This window comes from Sphingomonas vulcanisoli (genome assembly GCF_011761305.1).
Lineage (GTDB): Bacteria > Pseudomonadota > Alphaproteobacteria > Sphingomonadales > Sphingomonadaceae > Sphingomonas_I > Sphingomonas_I vulcanisoli.
Map to the genome: position 1 here is coordinate 82,816 of NZ_JAAOZC010000002.1, position 20,965 is coordinate 103,780.

At 64.7% G+C, this 20,965-nt stretch carries 19 protein-coding genes; 12 read left to right on the forward strand and 7 right to left on the reverse strand.

The annotated features are described in order from the left end of the window. Nucleotides 1-99: 99 nt before the first annotated feature. Complete coding sequence (locus FHS31_RS04455; protein ID WP_167072177.1) at nt 100-1,368, forward strand: flavin-dependent oxidoreductase; 1,269 nt, start codon at nt 100-102, stop codon at nt 1,366-1,368. Between the two features lie 72 nt (nt 1,369-1,440). Then, entirely contained in the window at nt 1,441-1,974 is a 534-nt protein-coding gene (locus FHS31_RS16565; protein WP_341786283.1) for a MarR family winged helix-turn-helix transcriptional regulator, read from the forward strand. Here the strand turns inward: FHS31_RS16565 and FHS31_RS04465 are convergent. Next, entirely contained in the window at nt 1,961-2,356 is a 396-nt protein-coding gene (locus FHS31_RS04465) for a MarR family transcriptional regulator (RefSeq protein WP_167072179.1), read from the reverse strand. The genes FHS31_RS16565 and FHS31_RS04465 overlap by 14 nt on opposite strands. Before the next feature lie 126 nt (nt 2,357-2,482). Here FHS31_RS04465 and FHS31_RS04470 point away from each other — a divergent pair, with 126 nt between their 5' ends. Beyond that, on the forward strand, nt 2,483-3,313 hold the full coding sequence (locus tag FHS31_RS04470; protein WP_167072562.1) for a p-hydroxycinnamoyl CoA hydratase/lyase: 831 nt from the start codon (nt 2,483-2,485) through the stop codon (nt 3,311-3,313). Next, nucleotides 3,306-5,429 carry an acetate--CoA ligase family protein gene (locus FHS31_RS04475; protein ID WP_167072180.1) on the forward strand — a complete coding sequence of 708 codons (2,124 nt, stop codon included), beginning with the start codon at nt 3,306-3,308 and terminating at the stop codon, nt 5,427-5,429. The genes FHS31_RS04470 and FHS31_RS04475 overlap by 8 nt, the downstream gene beginning before the upstream one ends. Nucleotides 5,430-5,457: 28 nt before the next feature. Here the strand turns inward: FHS31_RS04475 and FHS31_RS04480 are convergent, their stop codons facing one another. After that, nucleotides 5,458-6,792, reverse strand: coding sequence for an aromatic ring-hydroxylating oxygenase subunit alpha (locus FHS31_RS04480; protein WP_208408563.1), 1,335 nt, complete (start codon nt 6,790-6,792; stop codon nt 5,458-5,460). A 127-nt stretch (nt 6,793-6,919) separates the two neighbouring features. Between FHS31_RS04480 and FHS31_RS04485 the strand changes: the two genes are divergently transcribed. Further along, the gene (locus FHS31_RS04485; protein WP_167072182.1) at nt 6,920-7,651 is read left to right on the forward strand and encodes an FCD domain-containing protein; all 732 of its coding nucleotides are present in this window, start codon (nt 6,920-6,922) and stop codon (nt 7,649-7,651) included. A 21-nt stretch (nt 7,652-7,672) separates the two neighbouring features. On the opposite strand, the gene FHS31_RS04490 is transcribed toward FHS31_RS04485, so the two are convergent. Both FHS31_RS04490 and FHS31_RS04495 read right to left on the reverse strand, forming a co-directional pair. Beyond that, on the reverse strand, nt 7,673-8,179 hold the full coding sequence (locus FHS31_RS04490; protein ID WP_167072183.1) for a cupin domain-containing protein: 507 nt from the start codon (nt 8,177-8,179) through the stop codon (nt 7,673-7,675). Between the two features lie 76 nt (nt 8,180-8,255). Then, nucleotides 8,256-9,233 carry an NAD-dependent epimerase/dehydratase family protein gene (locus FHS31_RS04495; protein WP_167072184.1) on the reverse strand — a complete coding sequence of 326 codons (978 nt, stop codon included), beginning with the start codon at nt 9,231-9,233 and terminating at the stop codon, nt 8,256-8,258. A 117-nt stretch (nt 9,234-9,350) separates the two neighbouring features. On the opposite strand from FHS31_RS04495, the gene FHS31_RS04500 reads away from it, so the two are divergent. From FHS31_RS04500 to FHS31_RS04530, 7 genes are all read left to right on the forward strand, one after another. Next, complete coding sequence (locus FHS31_RS04500) at nt 9,351-11,774, forward strand: TonB-dependent receptor (RefSeq protein ID WP_167072185.1); 2,424 nt, start codon at nt 9,351-9,353, stop codon at nt 11,772-11,774. A 75-nt stretch (nt 11,775-11,849) separates the two neighbouring features. After that, on the forward strand, nt 11,850-12,758 hold the full coding sequence (locus tag FHS31_RS04505) for a VOC family protein (protein ID WP_167072186.1): 909 nt from the start codon (nt 11,850-11,852) through the stop codon (nt 12,756-12,758). Between the two features lie 28 nt (nt 12,759-12,786). Continuing rightward, nucleotides 12,787-13,896 (forward strand): FAD-dependent oxidoreductase, encoded by a 1,110-nt coding sequence (locus tag FHS31_RS04510; protein ID WP_167072187.1) that lies wholly within the window; start codon nt 12,787-12,789, stop codon nt 13,894-13,896. Between the two features lie 43 nt (nt 13,897-13,939). Next, the gene (locus FHS31_RS04515; RefSeq protein ID WP_167072188.1) at nt 13,940-15,091 is read left to right on the forward strand and encodes an alpha/beta hydrolase family protein; all 1,152 of its coding nucleotides are present in this window, start codon (nt 13,940-13,942) and stop codon (nt 15,089-15,091) included. Nucleotides 15,092-15,132: 41 nt separating this feature from the next. Then, entirely contained in the window at nt 15,133-16,413 is a 1,281-nt protein-coding gene (locus FHS31_RS04520) for a fumarylacetoacetate hydrolase family protein (RefSeq protein ID WP_167072563.1), read from the forward strand. After that, nucleotides 16,410-17,687 carry a spinster family MFS transporter gene (locus FHS31_RS04525; RefSeq protein ID WP_341786284.1) on the forward strand — a complete coding sequence of 426 codons (1,278 nt, stop codon included), beginning with the start codon at nt 16,410-16,412 and terminating at the stop codon, nt 17,685-17,687. The genes FHS31_RS04520 and FHS31_RS04525 overlap by 4 nt, the downstream gene beginning before the upstream one ends. 9 nt (nt 17,688-17,696) lie before the next feature. After that, nucleotides 17,697-18,491, forward strand: coding sequence for an alpha/beta fold hydrolase (locus FHS31_RS04530; protein ID WP_167072189.1), 795 nt, complete (start codon nt 17,697-17,699; stop codon nt 18,489-18,491). Here FHS31_RS04530 and FHS31_RS04535 read toward each other — a convergent pair. From FHS31_RS04535 to FHS31_RS04545, 3 genes are read right to left on the reverse strand one after another with little or no spacing between them, the layout of a single operon-like run. Further along, complete coding sequence (locus FHS31_RS04535; RefSeq protein ID WP_167072190.1) at nt 18,475-19,416, reverse strand: LysR family transcriptional regulator; 942 nt, start codon at nt 19,414-19,416, stop codon at nt 18,475-18,477. The genes FHS31_RS04530 and FHS31_RS04535 overlap by 17 nt on opposite strands. 53 nt (nt 19,417-19,469) lie before the next feature. Beyond that, nucleotides 19,470-20,330 carry a hypothetical protein gene (locus FHS31_RS04540; RefSeq protein WP_167072191.1) on the reverse strand — a complete coding sequence of 287 codons (861 nt, stop codon included), beginning with the start codon at nt 20,328-20,330 and terminating at the stop codon, nt 19,470-19,472. A gap of 22 nt (nt 20,331-20,352) precedes the next feature. After that, a complete protein-coding gene (locus FHS31_RS04545) occupies nt 20,353-20,898 on the reverse strand; it encodes a cytochrome b (protein ID WP_167072192.1) in 546 nt (181 codons plus the stop codon). Nucleotides 20,899-20,965: the final 67 nt, after the last annotated feature.

Sequence of the window (20,965 nt, forward strand, 5' to 3'; positions counted from 1 at the left end):
TCTCTCCGTGGTGCGCGCTCAATCGAAGCGGCTCGACATTGTCAGACGTCTGATATTATAGCCGCATTCGACGCGCAACCGGTTTAGGACAGACGGCCCATGGAAACATCCCTCCGAATCGCGCCGAGGATCGCGATTGTGGGCGGCGGCATTGCGGGGCTGGCGCTGGCGCTGGGGCTCCATCGGCACGGCATTGCGGCGCAGGTGTATGAGGCCGCGCCGGAGATCAACGAGATCGGTGTCGGCATCACATTGCTCCCGCACGGCATGCGTGAGATCGCGGCGCTCGGGCTCGAGGAAAAGATCCTGGCGGCCGGCATCGAGAATCGCGAGAGCGCCTTTTTCAATCGCTTCGGCCAGAAGCTGTTCGCCGAGCCGCGCGGCAAATTGGCCGGCTATCCGCAGCCCGAGATCGGCATCCATCGCGGCCGCCTGCACGGCATTCTGCTCGCGGCGGTACGCGATCGTCTCGGCGCGGATGCGGTCGCCACCGATCATCACTTCGTCGGCCTCGAGCAGACCGATACCGACGTCACTCTGCACTTCAAGGCGGTCTCGGATGCATCGGCGCGGGCGCCGGTCACCGCCGACGTGGTCATTGCGTGCGACGGCGTCAATTCCGCGGTGCGCCGCATTTTCTATCCCGATGAATCGGTGGCGTTCACCGGCATCAACACCTGGCGCGGCGTCACCCGCCGCAAGCCGATCTTCGATGGCCGCACCTATATGCGGATCGGATCGATCAAGACCGGCAAGATCGTCGTCTACCCGATCGTCGACGATATCGACGGCTCGGGCGACCAGTTGATCAACTGGATCGCCGAGATCGAGACCGACCGCAATCACCGCAACGACTGGAACCAGAAGGGCGACCGCGCCGACTTCCTGCCGATCTATGAGAGCTTCAAGTTCGATTGGCTCGATGTCGGGCAGTTGATCCGCGACGCTGATACCGTTCTCGAATATCCGATGGTCGACAAGGATCCGGTGGATCAATGGACGTTCGGGCGCGTGACCTTCGCCGGCGACGCGGCGCATCCGATGTATCCGCGCGGATCGAACGGTTCGGCGCAGGCGCTGATCGACGTGCGAACGCTGGCCGATCTGCTTGCCGCGCAGATCGAGACGGGCGGAGATGCGCGCGCGGCGTTCGCGGCGTACGAATCGGAGCGGCGGCCGGCGACCGCCGAGATCGTCCGGACCAACCGCGTAAGCCCGCCCGACATCATCAACCTCAAGGTCGAGGAACTGGTGGGCGATCGACCTTTTGATGATCTTGATCGCTACATCTCACAGGCGGAACTGCGCGATCTCTCCGACCGCTATAAGCGCGTCGCCGGGTTCAGCGTGGAGAGGGCGCGGAGCTGACGCGGTGTTTTGGCTTCCTCCTTCATCGAAATTGACTACCTTCGCGCCGAACGAGGCATTCAGAGGGTGGGCGTGACGGAAGACCAGGAGACGATCGAGCCATCGCTCGACGCGCTATATCGACGGCCGGGATTTCTTCTCCGCCGCGCCCATCAGATCAGCGTAGCCCTCTTCCTGGAAGAGGCTGCGGGCCTCGGAATCACCACTACCCAATATGGTACGATGGTCGTGTTGCGCGCACGCGGCGCACTCGATCAGGTCGGGATCGCGACGTTGGTCGGAATCGATCGCTCGACGACCGCGCTCGTCGTCAGCAAGCTGGAGGAAGCGGGCTATATCGAGCGCCACGACGATGCCGTCGATAAGCGTCGCAAGGTCATCACGCTGACCAAGGCCGGCCATGCCATGCTCGATCGGGTGGCGGAGCCGGCCCAGCGCGCCCGCGAACGCTCCTTGAGTGCCTTTTCGCCCAAGGATGCCGCCAAGTTTCTGGGCTTGCTCGAACGCTTCGTCGCGGTGTTCAACGAGCAGACCCGCGCGCCGATACGCACCCATAGCGGCAGGAAAGGCAGCAAGCGCGGAGCGTCGAAAATCACCCTGCCTTGACGATGACCCGTAACGCCTGGCGCAGCCCATCGAGCGCATCCCGCGAAAGGCCGGAGAGCAACACCGTCTCCATCCCGTCCACCGCCGCTTCGCACGCCTTCAGCAGGTCTTCCCCGGCGGCGGTCAACCGCGTCATCCGGATGCGGCGATGGTCGGGGTTCTCCAGCCGCTCGATCAGCCCCTTGGCGGCTAGCGTGGCGATCGTTTCCGATACGGATTGCGGCGTGATGCCGGCCTTGCGCGCCAGATCGGCCGAGGATTGATCGCGCTCATCGCGCAGCAGTGATAGCGTGACATATTGCCGCGGCGTCAGGCCAAGGGGCTGAAGACAGGCCTCCAAACCGGAGCGGACCACCGTCTCCGCACGCTTCACGAGATACACGGTTCGCGGCAATCCCGCTTGGCTTGGCATATTCGGTAGCCTTATATTCGGATAGCTTATATTAGCCTGCGCAAAGCTACGAGGAGAGACAGTTTGGGAAACGGGTCTAATAATGTCGAGGCCACGATGCCAGCCTCGCCCTACACCACCGTCCTGATCGAGCGCGACGAGGGCATCGCCTGGGTGACGCTGAACCGTCCCGAAAAGCGTAACGCGATGAGCCCGACGATGAATCGCGAGATGCTGGACGTGCTCGAGGAACTCGAAGTCGATGACAGTGTCGGCGTCGTCGTGCTGACCGGAGCAGGCGAATCCTTCACCGCGGGCATGGATCTCAAGGAATATTTCCGCGAGACGGATCAGGCATCGGCGCCCGAAAAGATGCGCATCCGCCGCGCGGCGGGCGAGTGGCAATGGCGCAAGCTGCGCCATTATCCCAAGCCGACGATCGCCATGGTCAACGGCTGGTGCTTCGGCGGTGGCTTCACCCCGCTGATCGCCTGCGACCTGGCCGTCGCTGCCGACGAGGCGACGTTCGGGCTCAGCGAGATCAACTGGGGCATCATTCCCGCCGGCAACGTCACCCGCGCCGTAGCCGAGGTCATGCACCATAAGGCCGCGCTCTATTACATCATGACCGGCGAGCCGTTCGGCGGGCAGATCGCGGTGCAGACCGGGCTGGTTACCGAGTCCGTGCCGCGCGAAAAGCTGCGCGCGCGCACCCGCGAACTCGCCAAGGTTTTGCTGGGCAAGAACCCCACCGTGCTGCGCCAGGCAAAGAATGCCTTCAAACGGATCGGCGTGATGGATTGGGATCTGGCCGAGGATTATCTCGGCGCCAAGGCCGAGCAGACCGCCGCGCAGGATCCCGAAAAGGGCCGTACCAAGGGCATGACGCAGTTTCTCGACGAAAAGTCGATCCGCCCGGGCTTGCAGGCTTATCGTCGCGATGCCTGAGCATCCACGCGCAAAAGTCTCGTTCGAGGCAGTCGGCCGGCTGCTGCGTCCGCGTTCGATCGCGATCGTCGGGGTCAGTGACGATCCGGGCTCGATGGGCGGGCGATCCTACCGCAATCTCGACGCATTCGGGTTTGCCGGAGACGTCCACCTCGTCAGCCGCACCAACAAATCGGTCGGCGGGCGCGCCTGCGTCGCGACGATCGACGACCTGCCCGACGGCATCGATGCAGCGGTGATCGCGCTGCCTGCGCAGGCGATCAACGCCTCGCTGGAGGCATGCGCGCGCCGGCATATCGGCGGCGCGGTCGTGTTTGCCGCCGGGTTCGCCGAAGCCGGCGCCGAGGGGATCGCCGCGCAAGAGCGGATGACCGCGATCTGCCGCGAGGCCGATATCGCGGTGCTTGGCCCCAACACGCTCGGCATGACCAATTTCGTTGATGGCAATTGCCTGGCGTTCGGCCCCAATGTGCCGAGTCCACCCCAAGATCGGCCGACGCTGGCGGTTCTGGCGCAGAGCGGCGCGATGATGGGCAGCCTGCGCCTGTCCGCGACGGTACGGCACTATGCCGTGTCCTACGCCATCGCCACCGGCAACGAAGCAGTGACCGGCGTCGAGGATTACATGGCGCATATCGTCGACGATACGCACACTCACGCCATCGCGGTCTTCGCCGAACAGCTCCGGCGCCCGCTTGATTTCCTCGCGCTCGCCAAGCGCGCGCGTTTGAACGGCAAACCGGTCATCCTGCTCCACCCCGGCCGCAGCGACCGCGCGCGCGCCTCCGCCGCGTCACATACCGGCGCGTTGTCGGGCGATTACGAAGTGATGCGCGCGCTGGTCGCGAGCGAGGCGGTCATCCTGGTTGAGACGCTCGAGGAACTGCTCGATGCGGCCGAGTTCTTCACGCGCTTCCCTATCGCACAGGCGACGGGGCCGTCGGTGATCACCGATTCGGGCGCCTTGCGCGGGCTGTCGCTCGATTTCGCCGACAGCCTCGGCCTCGTGCTGCCCGAGCTTGGCAGCGACACGATCGCGCGCCTGAAGGAGCGGCTGCCGACCTTCGCCGAGGCAAGCAACCCGCTCGACATCACCGCGCAGGGGCTGAAGGACATGCCGCTTTATGCCGATGCCGCGGCAGCGATGGCTGCCGACCCCGGCAGCAGCGGTGTGCTGGTCGCGGTGATGCCCGGCACGCCCGAAGTCGGCATGATCAAAGCGCAGGCGATTCTCCCGGCGCTGACCGACAGCGACAAGCCCAAGGCCTATGTCGTGCTCGGCGACGCACCGATCGATCCGACATTGGCGACGACGCTGCAGGCCAGCGGCATTCCCTTCTATCGCTCGCCCGAACGCGCGCTCAGGATGTTCGCGCATTCCGCGCTTTATGCCCGGCTAAAGGCGCGCGCCGAAGCGTCGACCAACCTTTCGGAAACGACCGAACCGCGTCTGGCGGGGCATGGCGCGATGCTGGAATATGCGGGCAAGGCGCTGTTGCGCGCGGCGGGGCTCGCGGTGCCCGAAGGGACGCTGGTGACGACGCCCGATGCTGCGGTCGAATCGGCGGCGCGGATCGGCTATCCGGTGGTCCTGAAGGTCCAATCGCCGGACGTGCTGCACAAGACCGAGATCGGCGGTGTCGCGGTCAATCTGGCCGATGAAGCGGCGCTGCGATCGGCCTGGGCGGCGATGGCGCAGCGCATTGCGGCGGAACGGCCCGAGGCGGCGATCGAAGGCTATCTGGTCGAAGCAATGGCCGAACGCGGGCTGGAGATGGTGGTCGGCGGTCGACGCGATCCGCAGTGGGGGCCGGTCGTGCTGTTCGGCCTGGGCGGCGTGTGGATCGAGGCGCTGCACGATGTCCGGCTGGTTCCGGCCGCTGTGACAGAAGCGGTGGTGATCGAGGAGCTCGGCCTGCTCAAGGCGCATGCGCTGCTCGAAGGGGCGCGCGGCGCGGCGGTGATCGACAAGGCAGCGGTTGCGCGCGTGGTCACCGCGATCGGCCGCCTGCTGCTCGCCCATCCCGAGATCGTCGAGATCGACGTCAACCCGCTGGTCGTGCCCACGGCCGGCGGTGTGCCGATCGCGCTGGATGCGCTGGTGATCCTGGACTGACCCTGTCGGGTCGGCCCGAGCGCGTCCCTCAGGACGCGGTCTCGGCCTTCTCCGGCTCCAGCACCACGCCGAAGCGCGCCGTCACCGGCGCGGAGCCGATGCCATGGCCGGGCTCGATCCCCATCGCGGCGCAGAAGTCCTCCCAGACCGCGCGCGGCTGCCCGGCCTGGAACAGGAATTCGTGCATGTGATGCCCGAAGAAGGGGTGCGTGATGAAGTCCGCGCGGCTCGCACCTTTCACCAGCAGATCGCGCTCTGCCGTGGGGAGTTCGACCTTCACCGCTTTCGCCGGATCCCGGATGATGCCCTTGGGATCCTCGCCGCGCGCCACCGCGTCGACATCGCTGAGCAATTGCTTCCGGAGCATCTGGATACCGCGGTCCGAAAGGCCCAGTTTCTCCTTGGTGCGGTCCGCGATCGTCCCCTGCCCGACCCAGGCGATGAAATCCTGGTTCATGACATGGCGGCTGTGCCAGCGCCCTGTCTCGGGATCGACGATCGGCCCGCGCCAGGTCGGGATGCTGCCCTGGACATAAGGCTCGGACTCATTGGGCACGCGGTTGAACATCCAGCCGATGCTCAGCATATTCTCATCGTCGATCGGAATCCGCCATTCGAAATGATCGCCGAGGTAGAAAGCGTTGGGCCACAGGCAGACGCGCCCGACGGTCCACATCGAATGCTTTTCCATCAGATCTTCGCGCTTACGGCGATAGATCAGGCCATATTCGAATTCGTCGAACGCGATTTCCATATGTTTGGGGCCGAGCTCGGCATGCTCGTCTTCCTGCCGCCGGCCCCAGTTCATATGCATCCATTCGAAATGCACCGGATCGATCGAATTTTCCTGCGCCTGCAGCCAGTTGCACGGCAGTTCGGAGATCACGATCTGGCGGAAGCCATTCTCCCAGCTGAACGGCTCCCAATCGGGCAGCTCCGGCGCGGGAGACGGCCCCATATAGGTCCAAAGCAAGCCGGCGTGGGCGCGCACCGGATAGGCCTTGATCTTGATCTTGTCCTTATATTTGGCCTGCGGGACGACGGTATCCTCGAACGGCATTTCGACGCACTGGCCGCTCTCATCATAGGCCCAGCCGTGATAGTTGCAGCGCAGCCCGCATTTCTCGACGAAACCATAGGACAGATCGGCACGGCGGTGCGCGCATTGCCGATCGACCAGCCCGAAGTTGCCGCTGAGATCGCGGTAAAGCACCAGATTCTCGCCCAGCAGGCGGATCGGCTTCACGCGCTGCGCATCGAACTCGCTAACGCCGGCGACGGGGAACCAATAGCGCCGCAGCACCTCGCCCATCGGCGTTCCGGGACCGACCTGGGTCAGCAGTTCGTTCTGCGCCGCATCCATCACTCTCTCCCACGCCCAAGCCGTTCTATTGTGGTGGATATGCCATCTGATCGGGCGGGGCGTCAATTAAAGATATCATATTTGGAAGGCCTCTCGACCGCGCCGTGCCTTGGTGGCTAATAAGACTGTGGCCGATCTGATCCCGCATGGAACGTGGCGTGCCGCCAAGGGCGGCGGAACCCTCTCGGCGGATATCGTCGCGCAGATTCGGGAGCAATTGTTCGCCGGCCAGTTGCGGCCAGGGGACTATCTCGGCAGCGAGGCGTCGCTGGCGCAGGCGTTCGACGTCAGCCGCATGGCGATGCGCGATGCTTTGCGGGCGCTATCCGCAACGGGAGTCATCGAAATCCGCCGCGGCGCCGGCGGCGGTATCCGCATCGCCGCCGCCGAAGTCGGCCGGTTCGCCGACGCTCTGGCGATCCAGCTGACCTTGCTGGATGTCTCACGCAGCGATCTGATCGAAGCGCAGATAGCGACCGAAGCGATGATCACCCGCCTCGCCGCGGAGCACGCGACTGTGCCCGACATCGAAAGTCTGCGCGGCATTCTGCATCGCGCGACCGATACCGTGGAAGATGGCGGCGCGTTCGCGCGGCTGCTCGGCGAGTTTCATACCGCGCTGGCGCACATCGCGGGCAACATGGCTTTGGCGGTCATGCTGCGCGGCATCCTACAACTGCTGGAGACGAGCTACGGCGCCGATACAACGCCGGCCCGGGCGCGCGGCGTACTGGCGAAATATCAGGTTGTGGTCGATGCCATCGCCACGGGCGATGCCGACGCCGCCGCCCTCTTGATGCGCACGCATCTGGAGGACGTGCGGCTCTATGCGCGGTCCGGGGCGAAGGAGAGCGCCTGACACGCCACCGGCTGATGCCTCTCAGGATTTGGCGGCGGCGCCCGGGTGGATGTCGGGAAGGGGCATGCCGCCGATGGTGACCGGGGTGGCATCGAGCAGCACGAACGCGACCCGCGCGACGGTGTCGGCGCTCGGGTTGCGCCAGCTGTGGATCGTGCCGCGCTGGATGACGATACCCCCCGCCTCGATCCGCGTCGCCGCGCCGTCGTCCAGCACCAGTTCGATCGCGCCCGAGATGACGATGCCGTAATCGAGGCTGCTGGTGCGGTGCATCGGCGCACTTTTCCCGGGCAGCATATCGACCATGCGCAGCACCGATCCGCCCGGCAGCGTCAACCCGACCTCACGGTCGCTGCCATCGGTCGCATCGTCATTGTCGACAGGCGTGGTGGCGGTGGTCCAGACCAGGGTGAAGGTGGCGTCGCCGCTGGGAATAGGGCGGGGATCGAGCAGCGTATCGGAAAGGACGACTGCCTTTCCCGCCTCGTCATGCCCGGTCACGATCCGGCGCACCGGTACAGTCGTCATCTCATTCTCCATCGATATTCACGGTGCCGACCTCGCTGACAATCATCCCGTAGTGCCGTAGGTGCGACGGTAGGTTTCAACGCCCCGCGATCCGCGACAAGACCGCCTCGACCAACGCATCGGTATCACCGTCGCTGACGAAGCCGACCGCCAGCGCCGCGCTAGCATCCAGCGGCGGCTGATCATGCTGCCCCGCGCCGTAATCGACCTGCAAGGCGTTACCGGTCCGACGGCTCAGCGATTCGACCAGCGTATCGAGACGCACCACCGTGGCGGGCAGCGTCCAGGCACGGTGCGGCGGCAGGCCCGCCGCCGGCATCCGCGCGGCGTGAAGGATGTTGTCGGCCACCGCATCCACGCTCTGCAGCCAGATGTGCGTATCGGCGCGCGCCGGGATCGCGATGGCGCGCCGCTCGATCGCGGCATGGAACAGATCGCTCATCCAAGCGGTCACGAAACCGGCATAAGCTCCGGTCGGCCGCGCGACGATGCCGGCGGGCCGGACGGCGCGGCCATCGATCAGACCGCGCCGGGTCAGGTCCGCCAGATAGATTTCGAGCATCGCCTTGTGTGTGCCGTAACTGCCGGTGGGGCGCAGCGCGGTGGCATCGGTCACCGGCTGATCGATCCGGCCCAGCGCCGCGATCGAGCTGGCGTAGACGACGACCGGCGGTGGCGTACCGGCAACGGCGTCCAGCAACGCGATCGATCCATCGAGATTGACGCTCCTGCCCAAGGGAGGATCGCGCTCGCTGGCGCCCCCGGGCAGCGACGCCAGATGGAAGAGGATATCGACCCCGTCCCCCACAAGCCGCTCCCGGATGCCCGCATCGGCGTAGGAGCCCTCGACGACCACCGCGCCGGGATGCGCGAACGCCCGCACGTCATTGAGCCGTAGCTCGGCGATCGCCCCGAGAACGCCGCGTTCGATCCGTTCGACCACCGCGCGGCCGATAAAGCCGTTCGCGCCGGTCACCGCGACACGGAGACCGCTCGCCTGTCCATCCCCCGCTTGCAACACCATCGTCCGCTCCTCCGCTCCCGTCTTATCCAACGTCCCGCGCCGTCGCTATCGGATACTGACAGACGTATGACGATTATTATTGCGCATGGCTGATTAATTCGCCATCGTAGCCTCAATAGCCAAAGAGCTAGGTTAGGGGAGAATGAAATGAAGCACCGCATCTTGGCATCCGCGTCCGTTCTGGCGATCGTCGCATCGCCAGCCTACGCGCAGACCGTTCCCGCCGGTACGGCATCGCAGACGACCACGCCTGCGCCGAGTTCAGAAGAGCAGGCGGGGCTACAGGATATCATCGTCACCGCGCAGCGCACCGAACAATCGGCTCAAAAGGCGCCGGTCGCGATCGCGGTGGTCGCACCGCAGGAACTGATCCGCCAGAACGTCACGCGCGCGGAGGATCTGTCGCGCGTCGTGCCGGCGTTGGTCGCGACAGCATCGGGCGGCCCCAACACCTCGTTCTTCCTGCGCGGCGTCGGCAACACGACAGTCAATTCGTACAGCGATCCGGCGATCTCGTTCAATTATGATGGCGTCTATATTGGCCGCCCGAACTCGACGCAGGGCTTCTTCTACGATCTGCAGCGCGTCGAAGTTCTAAAAGGTCCGCAGGGCACGCTCTATGGCCGCAACGCCACCGGCGGCGCGATCAACGTATTGCCCCGCCGTCCCGAGATCGGCGTCACCAGCGGCGAGATCCAGGCGAGCTACGGCAATTACAACGCCGTGCATGCGCAGGGCGCGGTCAACCTGCCGATCGCCGACAGCGGCGCCTTCCGGTTGGCCGGCACATATGACCGGCATGACGGCTATTATTCGGACGGCACCGGCGACCAGAAGCAATATGGCGCCCGCGCGCAGGTCCTCGCCAATCTTACCCCCAACCTGACGACGCGCGTCGGCGTCGATTATCAGCATCAGGGCGGTGTGGGCAGCGGCTCCTATATCTACGGAACATTCGCCTATACCGGCCCGACGACTGGCTTCGTCTTCACGCCGACTCCGCAATTGGGGCCGAAGGTCGGCGTGGCGGATCCCCGTACCGAAGCTTTTATCCAGACCCGTTTCATCGCCCAAGCCGGTCGCAACTCTGAAGCGATCAACAGCTATCCGAGCCAGAACGACAGCGTCTGGGGGGCGACCAGTGAGACCAACTGGAAGACCAGCGCAGGAACGCTGACAGTCCAGGCGGCCTATCGCGAGTCGCAGATCGCCGCGCTTTCCACGACCTCCAATTTCCGCTCCTTCCGCCAGGACGAGCACGCGCACCAGGTTACGCTGGAAACACGGTTCGCGGGCAAGATCGGCACGATTGCCGACTATCTGATCGGCGGCTTCTTCTTCGACGAAAACATCAACAACCGCTCGTCGATCAACCAGATCACGCTGACGCCGTTCCAGAACTATATCACCGGGACAACGTCGAAGGCGGCGTTCGGGCGGCTGGCGCTGCACGTCACGGATACGCTGACCCTGACCGGGGCGGGGCGTTATACCGACGACGTCAAGCGCATGAATGGCCTCAGCAACGTCTTCACATTGTTCTGCGGGGCGCCGACCCCGCCGCAGGACTTCTGTCCGAACGTGCCGCTCATGCCGCTCGTCTTCAACGCGAACGATCTGATCTCCTTCTATACGTCGCGCGGCGTGGCGTTCGGGCCTCCGGGATCACGCGGGCCCAATACGCCGACGATCTTCAACACGCAGATCGCGATCAATTCCAAGCTGATTACCAAGAAGTTCACCTATCGCGGGGCACTGGACTGGCAGTTCACCCCACGGAACCTGGTCTATGTCTCGTACGAAACCGGATTCCATGGCGGTGGCTTCAACTTCGGCCGTGGCCTCGAAACCTATAAGCCGGAAACCATTTCGGCGCTCACGGTCGGATCGAAGAACCGCTTCTTCAACAATCGCCTGCAGCTGAACATCGAAGGCTTCTACTGGAAGTATAAGGATCAGCAGATCAGCCAGTTCGGCACCGATTTCAGCTCACCGCCGATCTCGGTGTTCTACACGTCCAACATCGGCTCCAGCACGATCAAGGGCATCGATGTCGATGGCGAATTCCTGCTGACGCCGACCACACGGATCGGTGGCAGCGTCCAGTATCTCAAGACCAGCTACGACAGCTATGCGTTCACGTCGTCGCTACAGTCCCCGACGCCCCCGAACTTCGCCTGCCCGTATACGGTCACGACGCAGTACAATATCGACTGCTCGGGGAAGCCGGCGCTGTTCTCGCCGAAATGGTCGTTCAACGTGAATGCCTCGCAGACCATCAAGCTGGATGGCTTCAAGCTGGTTTTGGAAGGCGGCACCCGCTGGCGCGGCGATTTCTATGCGGCGACCAGCTATCAGCCCTGGGTGATCTCTAAGGCTACGTTCCAGTCCGATGCATCGGCGACGCTCTCGCCCGATTCGGAGTGGTGGTCGGTAACGGCCTTCGTCAACAACATCGAAAACAAGCGGCGGCTCACCCAGTCCAACACCAACGGCACGCTTAATACGCAGTCGGGCCTGGCCACCGCGCCGCGCACCTTCGGCGTCCGCCTCGGCGCACGCTTCAAATAGCGGAGGGATCGTCCGGGCTTGTATTTCCTGTATTCAGGAATTAAGCTCAGACGATCAATCCATGGGAAAGCCATCATGACTGTCCGAGTGACCGATTTACATTATGTCGCGCATGCGGTTCCGGACCTGGCCGCCGAACGGAAATTCTACGGGGAGACCTGGGGATTGACCGAGGTCGGCGAAGAAGACGGCAAAATCTATTTCGCGGCGGAAGGATCACCGCATCCGTTCGTGATCCGGCTGCGTCAGGACGATGAGAAGAAGACCGACCTGATCGGTTTCTCGGCGGCATCGAAGGCCGATGTGGATGCGGTCTTCGCACAAGCGGTGGCGGCCGGCGCCAAGCCGATCAGCGAGCCGGGGCCGGCGGAAGGTCCGGCCGGCGGCTATGCGGCGCGCTTCTTCGATCCCGAGGGCCGCGCGATCGAGGTGATCTGCGATACCAAGCAGCGCGTCCACCGCACCCTGGCGCGGGGCGAGGCGATCCCGATCGGACTGAGCCACATCGTGCTGCACTCGCCCAACCACAAGGCGCTGCTCAAATTCTATGAGGATGCGATGGGCTTTCGCGTGTCCGACTGGATCGGCGAATTCATGGTGTTCCTGCGTTGCAACGCGGCGCATCACCGCCTGGCAATCATGCCCGGACCGCCGGCGCTCAACCATGTCGCGTTCGACGTCAACGGGGTCGACGAGCTGATGCGCGGTCTCGCTCGGCTGACCCAGGCGGGCGTGACGCTCAACTGGGGTCCGGGGCGGCACACCGCGGGTAACAACACCTTCAGCTATTACATCACGCCGAACGGCACCGCGGTGGAATACACTTCGGATCTCGAGGACGTCGACGAGGCGACCTGGGAAGCCAAGACCTATGAGATGAAGCCAGGAATCGTCGATCAATGGGGCACCGGCCGGATTATTCCGGGCAACGTGCCGCATGTGACGGCGGATGCCGACAAGGGCCTGTGGTGCGTCCCGGCATGAACTTGGCGGCGCGAGGGGCAACGGTATCATGGTAGAAACAGTCCTGGTCATCGGCGGCGGGATCGGCGGCATGTCTACCGCGCTGGCACTGACCCAGCGCGGCGTGACCGTGACGCTGATCGACGCCGATCCCAATTGGCGGGTCTATGGCGCGGGGATCACGATCACCGGCATGTCGCTGCGCGCGTTCGACGATCTGGGCGTGCTCGATGAGATCCGCGAGCGCGGTTTCGTCCATGACGGTATGCGCCCGATGAAGTTCACCGGCGAGCCTTTGGGGCCGGCGCTGCGCGCACCGCCGGGATCGCCGCCGGTGATGCACGGCGGCGGGATCATGCGCCCCGTGCTGCACGATATCCTGTCCAAGCGGGTGCGCGCGGCGGATATCGACGTGCGGCTAGGCATTACCGCCGAGACGCTGGAGCAGGACGAGAGCGGCGTCGACGTTACGTTCAGCGATGGCACGCAGGCGCATTACGATCTCGTCGTCGGCGCCGACGGAATCTTTTCCAAGACGCGCGAGATGATCTTCCCCGACGCGCCCAAACCGCAGTTCACCGATCAGGGCTGCTGGCGGATCGTCGCCAAGCGGCCGCCGGAGGTCGATCGGGCGGAAATCTATTTCGGCGGCCCGATGAAAATTGGCATGTCGCCGATCTCGCAGGACGAGATGTATGTTTTCCTGCTCGAACATGTACCGGGCAATCCGTGGTTCGCGCCCGAGACCTATGTCGAGCATCTCACGGAGATGATGGCGCCGTTTGGCGGCAACGTGACCGCGGTGCGCGAGTCGCTCGGCGAGGATTCGCAGATCGTCTACCGCCCCCTCGAATGGCTGCTGCTGCCCGATCCCTGGTACAAGGGCCGTGTCGTGCTGATCGGCGACGCCGCGCATGCGACGACGCCGCACATGGCATCGGGCGCGGGGCTGGCGGTCGAGGACGGGCTCGCGCTTGCCGAGGAACTGGCCAAGACCGATGATGTACCCGCCGCCTTGCGCAGCTTCATGGACCGGCGGTTCGAGCGGGCGAAGCTCGTGGTCGAAACCTCGGTGAAGTCGGGCGAGCTGGAGATCGCCGGCCAGCAGCAGAATTCGATGCTGGCCTCCGCAACCAAGGCGCTCGCGGCACCTTACTGATCAGCCGATGCGCCCTCATCGGCGCCGCACATAGGACAATATGATGAGCCTTTCCGATCCGCGTATCGCCGCTCCCCGCACACTCGAGGAACTGCGTGAGGATACGGTCAGGCGCATCACCGCCGGCGGCTATCCCGGCCGCGGCGTCCGCCCGGCGGACGCACAGACTGCGATGGCGGCGCTGACCTCGCTCGATCCCGAGGATTGGGCGAACGTGTGGATGGCGACCGGCGACCGGGTGATGGACGAAGCCGAACAGGCCGCGACCCCCGATGCCCAGCGGACGCTGTTTCAGAGCGCCTTCGCGGCCTATACGATGGGCCGCTTCCCGACGATCTCGACGCCGGGCAAGCAGGCGTCCTACGAAAAGGCCATCGGCGCCTATATGCGCTATGCCGAGCTGCTGCCGCAGAAGCTCGAAGTCGTGCGCATCCCTTTCGAGGGCAAGGAAATCATCGGCTATTTCCGCAAGCCTGAGGGGGCGGGACCGTTTCCGCTGATGGTCCAGTGCGGCGGGCTCGATTTCTGGAAAGAGAATGTCGCCGACGAGGCGCTTTCCTATTTGCCGCACGGCATTGCGGTGTTCGGGATGGACATGCCCGGCACCGGCCAATCGCCGATCAAGGCGGATGTCGGCTCGGAACGGGTGTTTTCCACGGTGTTCGATTGGGCAGAGACGCGGCCCGATATCGATTCGACGCGGATGTTCATGCGCGGCGTCAGCTGGGGCGGCCATTGGGCGACCCGGGTGGCGATCGCCGAACAGGGCCGCCTGCTCGGCGCGATCAACCATGGTGGCGCGGTCCACCATTTCTTCCAGCCCGAGTGGCAGTTGAAGGCGTTGGGGACGCGCGAATATCTGCTCGATCTGTTCGGCGCGCGCGCCAACGTGTTCGGCGTCAAGACGCTTGACGAGTTTCTCGAATATGGCCCGCGCATGTCGCTGTTGATCGATGACCAGATCGATCGGCCGACCGCGCCGATGCTGGTGATGAACGGCGCCAAGGATAGCCAGGTGCCGATCGCCGATCAGCTGCTGCTGCTCACCCGCGGCGATGCCAAGGAAGGCTGGATCAATCCCAACGGCGTCCACATGGGCTTCGGCGCCGGATGGGGCCCGGATCGCACGATCCGCGACGTCATCGCGCCCTGGCTGCTCAAGAAGCTCGCACAATATGAGCGCGATCGGGCATAAGCCCGCGACGTAAAACAAACGGTAGGGGAGAAGTGGCAGTCATGCCAGTGGAACTCAACGCGACCCACGATCCGGCACGGCGCAGCTGGCTCGACAGTGCCAATGTCGAAGGCGGCGCGTTTCCGATCCAGAACCTGCCGTTCGGCCTGTTCAAGACCGACGGCACGGCCCCGCGTGGCGGGGTGGCTCTGGGCGACAAGATCATCGACCTGGCCGCGATCGCCGATCGGCTCGGCGACACCGCGCGCGCCGCGAGTGGCGAGACGCTGGCGCCGCTGCTGACACAGCCCCCTGCCGCGCTATCGGCGTTGCGCGCCGCGCTCAGCGATCTCTACCGCAGCGACAGCCCCGACCGCGCGATCGCGGAGGCGGCGCTGGTGCCGGCCGACCACGCCGAACTGCTGCTGCCGGTCAAGCCGGTGGCATTTGCCGATTTCTGCTGCTCGATCGAACATATTCGGCGGATGGCGGGCGCCAGTGGTCGCCCGATCGCGCCGTGCGCGGACAGATTGCCGGTCGGGTACAACAGCCGCGCAAGCTCGGTCGCGGTCAGCGGCACGCCGGTGGTCCGGCCCAAGGGACAGCAGGAATTTCCGCCGGGCAGCGGCACGATCGTTTATGGGCCCGAACGGCGGCTTGACTATGAATTGGAGCTGGGCGTGTGGCTCAGCGGCGGTAATGCGCTTGGCGCGCCGATCAGCATGGCCGCGGCCGAAGCAATGATGTTCGGCTGCAGCCTGGTCAATGATTGGTCGGCACGCGGCATTCAATTCTTCGAATCGATGCTCGGGCCGCATCTCGGCAAGAGTTTCATGACAACGGTTTCGCCGTGGATCGTAACGATCGAAGCGCTCGCGCCGTTCCGCGTTCCGGCACGGCCGCGCGTCGGCGACGAACCGGCCGTCGCGGATCATCTGTTCGACGAAGGCGATCGTTCGCATGGCGCTATCCAGATCGCGATGACGGCCGATCTTTCTACCGCAGCCAGCGGCCCGGTCCGGATCTGCACCACGGGCTTCGAGACGATGTTCTGGACGCTGGCGCAGATGGTCGCCCACCAGGCTTCGAGCGGCGCACCGATCGAGGCCGGAGACCTGCTCGCCAGCGGCACGGTTTCAGGGCCGGCCGAGGAAGCCAAGGCGTGCCTCGCCGAATATAATCAGCGCGGCACAAATCCGGTGGTGTTCGCCGACGGAAGTAAGCGCAACTGGCTTGAGGATGGTGATACCGTGACGATCACCGCGATGGCGCATGCCGATGGCCACGTGCCGATTGGTTTTGGCCCTTGCACCGGTACGATCGTTCCGGCGGTGGCGGCGTGAACGCGATCGGCGAGACACCGCCACGCAGTGCAGTGGTCGCGGCTTATAGTCTGGCGCTGCTGTTTCTCGCCAACATGTTCAACTATGCCGATCGCGCCTTGCTCGGCATCGTCGTCGAGCCGATCCGCAAGGAGCTGCACCTTAGCGATACGCAGATCGGCGTTCTGCAAGGCTTCGCTTTCTCGCTATTCTTCCTGGTCGCGGGCATCGCCATCGCGCGCTGGGTGGATCGCGGCAACCGGCGGCTGATCCTCGTGCTCGGCGTGGGATTATGGTCGGCCGCAACCGCGGCGACCGGCCTCACGCACGATTTCTATTCCCTCGCGCTCACCCGCATGCTGATCGGCGTTGGTGAGGCAACGGTGTTTCCGGCGGCGATGTCGCTGCTTGCCGATCTCTATCCCGGCCCGAAGCTGTCGCGCGCGGCATCGATCTTTCAGGCGAGTTCAGGTGTCGGCATCATGACCGGATCGATCCTGGCCGGTGTCTTGGGCGCGTGGCTGGGCTGGCGTGCGATGTTCGAGCTGTTCGGCGCGGCAGGCGTGGCGCTCGTGCTGCTGATCGCGCTCACCATGCGGGCGACGCCGCGTACCGTTACAACGGGGCCGAATGTCGATGCCGCACCGGGCGCCGGGGCGCTGCTGGCGACGATGCGCTCGATCATCGCGATGCCCGGCTTCGCGTGGCTGGCGGTGGGGTTCGGCATGTCGAACATGGTGCTCGCCTGCCTGCCAGTGTGGGGGCCAGCGTTTCTGCAGCGGTCGCATCAGGTCGCGCTCGAAAATGTCGGTGCCTTGATCGGGCCGCCGGCGGTGATCGGCGCGGTGCTGGGCAACGTCGTATCCGGCATCATCGCCGCCCGCGTCATCCAGCGCGGCGGCAACCGGCGCGCCGGGCTGATCGTGCCGATCATCGCCCTGCCGATCGCGGCACCCGCTTATGCCATCTTCCTGTTCGCGCCGACCTTGCCGGTCGCGCTGGCGGGGGTAGCGGTGATGAACTTCATGCTGGCGAGTTCGCTCGGCCCCTGTGTCGCGCTGGCGGTATCGCTGGTGGAGCCCAGCCGCCGCGCGATCACTTCGACGGTGATGCTGATCGCCCAGACCTTACTCGCGTTCGCACTCGGCCCGTTGCTGATCGGTCAGGTCAGCGATGCGCTGGTGCCGACCTATGGCGAGGAGGCGCTGCGTTACGCGCTGGCGACGATGCTGATCGCGCCGCTGATGGCGTCGCTGCTGCTGTGGGTCGCGCGACGCCGCATCACGACAGGCTAAGGAGGAACTATGCCGTTCGGCCAGGTACGCGATATCAATCTCTATTATGAGGTCGTCGGTTCGGGGCCGCGGCTGCTGTTCATCAACGGCACCGGCGCCGATCTGCGGCGCAAACAGCCCTATGTCGATACGCTGAACGATCATTTCACCGTGCTGCGCTACGACCAGCGCGGGCTTGGCCAGACCGAGAAGCCCGACCGGCATTACAGCATGGCCGATTATGCCGATGACGCCGCGGCGCTGATGGACCTGGTCGGGTGGGATCGCGCTGCCGTGTTAGGCGTCTCGTTCGGCGGATCGGTGGCGCAGGAGCTGGCGCGGCGCCATCCCGATCGGATCACGCGCCTCGCGCTGGCCTGCGCCAATCCGGGCGGCCCCTACGGCTACCCACTGCTAGACCTTCATCACAAGGATCCCGAGACGCGCGCGCGCACGATGATGGAACTCGACCTGCGCAAGACGCCGGAATGGCAGGCCGCCAATCCGGAAAAGGCACGCGAGCTGATCGAACAGGGGATGAAGCGCGGCGGCGGTAACACCGATCCGAATGCGGCGATGGGCGCCCGCCGCCAGCTCGAGGCGCGCGAGGAGCATGACGCGCGCGAGTGGATCGATCAGATCAGATTGCCGGTCGGTCTGTTCGGCGGCCGCTATGACGGTCTCGGCACCGTCGAGGGGCAGGAGTTCATGGCGGAGCGGATCAAGGGATCGGAATTGCGGCTGTTCGAGGGCGCGCACGGCTTCCTCAATGAGGACAAGGCCGCGGTGCCGGCGATCACCGAGTTCCTTACCCGGGCAAGCTAGGCTCGGGCGCGCCCGACGACGAGCGCAGCTGCGCGGCGATCTGCTTGAGCCGCTCGACCAGCCAGGCGATCGCCGGATCATTGGCGTTGCGTGACGACCATTGCGCGCTTTCCCGGACCGGCGGCATCTCGAACGGCAGCTCGCGCAGGGTCAGCGGCAGATATTCGGCCATCCGCACCGCGAGCAGGCGATGGATGGTCGCGATTCGCTCGGTGCCGACCAGCAAGCCACCGACCGACAGGAAATTGGGCGCGATCACCTCAACCCGCCGCGCCACCGAGCGCAGCCGCGTTGCCGTCGCCTCATAACTCGAGGTCTGCTGGCCGAAACGAACGGCGACATGGCCAAGCTCTTCGTAGGTCTCCCGCGTCATCGGGTCGGCGAGCAGCGGATTGTCGCGCCAGCCCGCGATCACGAAATCCTCGGTGTAGAGCAAAGCGCTGGGATGCTCGGTCGAGACGACGTTATCGATGCCGATCAAAATGTCGGCGCGGCCGCGCTGGAGCGCCTCGACCGGATGCTCGACAATCGGCACCAATTCGAAGCGAATTCCCGGCGCCTCGGTCGCGCAGGCGACGATCACGGGCCGCAGCAATATCTCGAAGATATAGTCGGTCGCCATGACCGACAGCGTTCGATCCGAGGTCGCCGGATCGAAGGGTTCGGCGACAAGGATCGTCGCGCGGATCTGCTCGATGATCGAGCGAACGGGATCGATCAGCTTTTCCGCGCGCGGCGTCAGCGCCATCGACCGCCCCTGCAACACGAGCAGATCGTCCCGGAAATATTCGCGCAGCCGCCCGAGCGCACCGCTGGCCGCCGACTGGCTCATATTGAGACGGTCGGCCGCCAGCGAGACCCCCCGCTCCTGCAGCAAGGCATCGAGTGCGATCAGGAGATTGAGGTCAAGCTTGTCGAGGCGCATGGCGCCTGCGGTGTAGATTGCGGTCGCCCCGCCAGCAAGCCGGGCGCGCGCTGCTACTTGCTCTTGAACACCGCCTCGATCGGCTTGAACCCATCGAGGTTCGCCACGATCCGCACGTCCGGCGGCACCGACAGGAAGCCCGAATAGGAATGAGTCGCCAGCAATTGCCCGGCGGTGATGCCATATTTGCTGCGCAGCACGTTCACCAGCGGGAACATCGAAATGAACGGATCGACCAGCGGATGGCCGCCGATCGTATCGACCATCCGCTCGTCCCCGGCATCCATCGTCACGCGCATCTTGAGGAAATCGATGTCCTGCCAGTTCTTCACCGCCTCGCCGACGACATAGCCGCCCGAAGCGTGGCTGTCGGCCATGCCGTCATATTTCGGATTATCCCGCCGCGCATTGACCAGCTGGCGCATATGCTGCGGCGAATCGAAGCGGAAGCGCGGCCCGATGATCTCGAAGGTCGGCACCGCCTCCATGCCCTCGATGATTTCCTGATAGCTGTAGGGCTTTTCCCGCATCGGGAAGTCGCGCGTTGCGCGGAACGCCAGCTCCGGTTCGATCCAGCGATGCTGCGAGACTTCCTCCGACAGCACCGCCGGGCTTTCCCAAATATGGTAGATCGGCGACATCATCGGCGCCTGCTGGATGCGGGCGTTGATATAATATTTGTAGCCGAGCACCGGCCAGCCGAGGATTTCGCGCACCATGTCAGCCATCAGCTGGGCTTCGTCGATGTTGCGCGGATAGGCATCTTCGGGAAGGCCGGTCTCGCCGGGGATCTCGATCTCCTTGCGGCGCATCGCGGCGATCAGCTCGGCGCCTTTGCGGATACGCTCGGGCTCGTGCGGGAATTTCTGCGGGAGCGGCCCGCGGCCCTGGGTTTTGGGGGCTGTGTCGGACATAAGGTACCTTTCGATGGGAGGTTCAGGCGCTGCGGGGCAGCATCCGGTTCAGAACTTGGTCGCGATCGACGAATTGATGCTTGAGCGCGGCGGCGATGTGGAGTGCGGCAAGCCCGATCATCAGGAAGCCCAGCGCGACGTGAACGAGATGCGCCGGCCCGGCCGAAGCAAATCCGCGCGGCACAGGCAGGAAAGGCACATCGAACAGACCGAAGCTGATCGGGTGACGAACTGGAACCGCCGAGCTCATCCACCATCCGCTGAGCGGCAGGACGAGAAGCAGCACGTAAAACGCGATGTGCGTGCCCCGCGCGACGCGCCGCATCGCGGGCGTCATGCCATCAGGGAGCGCCGGCGGTTTGTGGCTTAACCGCCAACCGACGCGCACCAGTGTGAGCGCGAGAATAAGGATGCCGATCGGCTTGTGAATATCCTTGGCGGTGCGCGCCAGATCGCCGCCGAAGTTGGCACCATAGACGCCAAGCGGTATCGTGGTCAGCACCAATGCTGCGATTGCCCAATGCAGCAATATCGCAACATGCGAATAGCGCGCGCCGATGATATCCATACTCCCCAATGTTCTATTCTGCCCCATGGCGCTGAGTGTGCGTTCGTCAGGGCACCACCACAAGACG